Source organism: Pirellulales bacterium (genome assembly GCA_035939775.1).
In the GTDB taxonomy this organism is placed as follows: Bacteria; Planctomycetota; Planctomycetia; order Pirellulales; family DATAWG01; genus DASZFO01.
In genome coordinates this window covers 1-3775 of record DASZFO010000085.1, presented here as the reverse complement: position 1 = coordinate 3775, position 3775 = coordinate 1, and the positions used below count along the sequence as shown (strand labels likewise).

Here is a 3775-nt window from a genome sequence, read left to right as displayed (position 1 = left end):
GCCCACGACGACCGCAAAAGCCGCTGGCCGCAAGCGCAGTTCGTCGAACCTCGGCGACCAGATCCTCGCGCTGGCGACCGGCAAGACGCAGCAGGAAATCGCCGCTGCATGCAAGGGCGCTCGCCCCAACCATGTCGGTGCCGCGCTTGCCCGGCACAAGCGGGCGGGCCTCATCGAAGAGCGCGATGGGAAACTCTACGCCATACCGTCAATCAGGACGGACCAACCGGCCGCGCTCTGACGACCGGCGGCAGCAGGACTCCCTAACGACCTGCTTGCAGAACTCTCATTGCGAGAGAGCTTAAAATGCCGTCCATCGCACGGGGGACCGATGGTTCGAATCCGTCTCCCTCCAGCGGGGAGTCTCGTGCGAACCTGACCTTCGGGGGCGCCCCTATCGAGTGCGGCGGCGCCACAACTCAGCTTTTCAAAGCAGCTCGGCAGAGCTTCGGAGAGTTCGGCCCGACTTGTATGGAGCTTGGAATCAGGCCGGCGACGATTTGGCCATTGCGACGCAATGCCGAAAGCAAAAGCTCGCGGCGATATCATCGGCACCAGTTCGAGCATGCCTGGGCACGTTATTGTCGGCCGGAGGGCGACACGCCGACACGTTCCAACAAAATCAACAGCCTGCGCGACAGGTGAGCCGACACGAGGCGGGCACGCGTTGACCCGGTACTATCGCGTATGGATGAGGAGAACGGAATGTCGGGGATCAATGTCGCGGCCGTCGGGCGGATCGTCGCCAATACGATCGTTGAAACGGCGCGTGGCGACCGCAGCCCAGTCATGATGCGGTTGCGATTGCAGATGCTCACGCCGGCCTCGGCCATTCTCATCCGTTTCGCTCCTCCCACGTGACCGGTCCATTCCGGCCGCACAAATCTTCTTGAGAAGGCTGGAGGTGACAGTGATCCCGGCTAGCCGATCCCCAGGCCCATATGCGCCCGCCGAACACTATGGGCTCCCCCGTTGGCAGTGACACCGCGGTCTCGGGTCGGAGATCGACGAATCAAAATGCTCGCAGGTCGCGCGCGTGTAGCGATATGTCCCAGAATGCTAGGTCGAACCCTAGGCAATCGGCAATGGGGCGATTCGACAGGTCAAGGTCGCCTCCATCTCGAATCGTAGACTGCCGGCCGAGGCGAGCCCCCGAACCGATGCGGCGCCGCGGCGGGCGGGTAAGGTCAGGCTCAGCTGTCATGCGTTCCGTGTGAACGCCCCGGTAGGCTGGCGCGCTCCGCTTGCCCTGGGTCGGAATAGAGCCCGTCAGGAGACGAATAACATTCCGGGCTGGCCGGACAGGAGTCCGCCAGCCAGCGGTTACGCTAGTGCACGCCGTGCAACGTATCCATAGGCGGTATTGCTCCGCTCGCCGCCCTGCTCGAGATACGCCGTCTTGATCTTGGCGATCCCGTCATTCTGCAGATCGGCACGGATATCGAGTTTGTACAACTGCGCGGAGTTGTACCCGAAGATCGCGTTCTTGACCATGCCGTCCGCCGGTCCGAGCGGGGCGAACCCGTACTTCTTTTGCAAGTCGTCTGGGATCTCGAGCCGTCGGAGTGCTTCGATCTGCCACTGCGGCGATCCATAGAGGACCGAATCTGTTCCCCACACCACGTGATCGTGCCCGAGCCCCTTGATCAGCGTCCCCATCATCGCCGCGCAGAAGCGTGGGCTGGTGACACACGTCGTCGCGAACGCCGTACCGATTTCGCCGTAGACGTTGTTGACCCCATGCTCCTGGGGGATCTTTGCCAGGTCCGACACCCACCGGATGTAGCCGGTCTTTTCGAACTCCGCGAGTTCGGCATCGAGCGGTACCAGGAATGGCTGGATGGCCGAGTGATAGATCACGAAGTTGATTTGCGGCCAATCCTTTGCCGCCTTTGGGAGATCCTCGACAGTCGCATACTTCCAGCCACCGCCCGGGATCGAGGTTTCGTAATCGTTCGGCATCAATCCCTTATGGACGCAAACCGTGTTTATGCCGGCTTTTACTGCCTTCTCGTACCACGGATAGACCACAGCCTCGTCATCGAGCCGCCACGGATACTTTGTCGTCTTTGGGTTCAGCGGGTCGCCGATAGTGTACGATTTCCAGCTGGAGGGCTTGATCTCGGCGATGCAGCGGTCGACCTCTTCCATCCAGCCCGGCTGCTTTGGGGTGACCAAGGAATGGTACAGCAGCCGATTGGATCCGGCCACCTTGTTGACGGTCTCGTGTGCCCATTTTATCTGGTCGTTGTTCAGGAACCAGCTGGCCGGGTCGTCGAAGGGGGCGCCGCTGAGGAGTGCGACCTTGGTGTCGCTGTCGAGCCAAATGTGTTTCAGATAATTGTCGAATTTTAAGGCATTGAGGGTCAGCCCGCCGGGGCCTTTCGTCATCGCCGGGTTGTAGTTCTGCGCGGCATAATTCACGATGCCCATTATGAACTCGGCTTTGAAATCGTCGTGCACGAAGTGGGTCTGGACGTCGACGATGTATTGGTTTGCCAGCTGTTGTGCGCGTTCGGCTGCAGCCGCGGGTTCGGCTGCTTCGGCGGCGGACACGTCGAAAATCCGGCCGTAAACGTCGTTCATCGCCAGGAACGCCGCGGCCATCCCGGAGCCCGTGCGCAGGAACCGCCGACGGCTCAAGCCCAGTTTTTTCGCCGTCTTATCCGCGAGTTCCTTGATTCGCGCCTCTACCTGACGCTGTTGGGGCGTCTGCGGTATCGGGTTGAATTCGCCATTCGAGATCACCTGCGTCGGCACGGGTGACCGAAATGCCGCTACCTCCGCGGGCTCCGTTTGTTCGAGCTCACGCTTGCTCAGATAAATCGCCATTGATCCCTCCCAACGTTGATTTGCGGACTGTTCCGCCCCGCGTCCGACACGACTTCGGCGTGGTTTAATTAAGAATACCGTGGAGTTAATTCCGTCGGCCGTCAAGCGAGATCGCGGCGGCTGCCCCGCATCTTTGGTCGGCGAAAGCAATGTTGGCCGCGACCTGTTGGGCATGGCAGCCAGCTCTACGAGGGCGAGCCCGAGGCGCCGGGCGCTCCGAGCAATCCGGCGGGTAAGCTAAATCCGCGGCTCGGGCGACCGGCCGTGTTCACTGGCTGGAAGGGCGAGCTGCCGACAAATGTCTACCGAGTCGATTCGAACGGACGGCTTGATGTCGTCGTTACTGAGGACCAAGTCGCTGATCCGAACGGGCTACTCCTTTCGCCCGACTACAAGAAGCTCTACGTGATCAGCACCGGCACGGGCTCGGGCGATACCGGGCGCGGCGGCAAAGGCGACATATACGTCTTCAATGTTGGGCCGGCCAACAAGCTCTCCAATCAGCAGCTCTTCACCGATTTCATGATTGATGGGTGAAGTGCGGGCCGGACGACACGCTGCGACGTCAACGGCAATTTGTGGTGCTCGAGCAACGCCGGCCGTGCCGTCGGGTACAATGGCGTGACGGTTTGGAACCCGCAAGCCAAGCTGATCGGCCGCATCCATCTGCCGGAGGTCGCCGCCAATGTGTGCTTTGGCGGTCCTAAACCAGCTGGCTGTTCGTGGCCGCCAGCCAGTCGCTCTACTCGTTCTACGTCAACACGCAAGGGCGACCCCGGGTTAACTTCCGGACGCCGCCAGCTTCGCGTCTCGTTACTTCCAATCCTGAAACGCGGCTTCCTTTTGAGCTCGGAGACGAAGGAAAGGATTCTCGTCGTCGACCTGACCTTGGCTTTGAACCGCCTCATTTAAGGTCTGCGCCGGCCCAACCGCGCACAAATCG

Annotated in this window: 4 protein-coding genes; 3 read left to right on the top strand and 1 reads right to left on the bottom strand. The window is 61.1% G+C overall.

What is annotated here, in order from left to right:
* Positions 1 to 241, top strand: a 241-nt coding sequence (locus tag VGY55_04995; protein HEV2969327.1) for a hypothetical protein, incomplete at its 5' end; no start/stop codon positions are given.
* Positions 242 to 705: 464 nt separating this feature from the next.
* Positions 706 to 861 carry a hypothetical protein gene (locus VGY55_04990; protein HEV2969326.1) on the top strand — a complete coding sequence of 52 codons (156 nt, stop codon included), beginning with the start codon at positions 706 to 708 and terminating at the stop codon, positions 859 to 861.
* Positions 862 to 1323: 462 nt separating this feature from the next.
* On the opposite strand, the gene VGY55_04985 is transcribed toward VGY55_04990, so the two are convergent.
* A complete protein-coding gene (locus VGY55_04985) occupies positions 1324 to 2832 on the bottom strand; it encodes an amidohydrolase family protein (GenBank protein HEV2969325.1) in 1509 nt (502 codons plus the stop codon).
* 264 nt (positions 2833 to 3096) lie between these two features.
* Here VGY55_04985 and VGY55_04980 point away from each other — a divergent pair, with 264 nt between their 5' ends.
* Positions 3097 to 3369, top strand: coding sequence for a hypothetical protein (locus VGY55_04980; GenBank protein ID HEV2969324.1), 273 nt, complete (start codon positions 3097 to 3099; stop codon positions 3367 to 3369).
* The last annotated feature ends 406 nt before the right edge of the window (positions 3370 to 3775 follow it).

Coding starts and splice junctions, on each gene's coding strand:
- VGY55_04990 (HEV2969326.1), top strand. CDS start 706: ATGTCGGGGATCAATGTCGCGGCCGTCGGGCGGATCGTCGCCAATACG.
- VGY55_04985 (HEV2969325.1), bottom strand. CDS start 2,832: ATGGCGATTTATCTGAGCAAGCGTGAGCTCGAACAAACGGAGCCCGCG.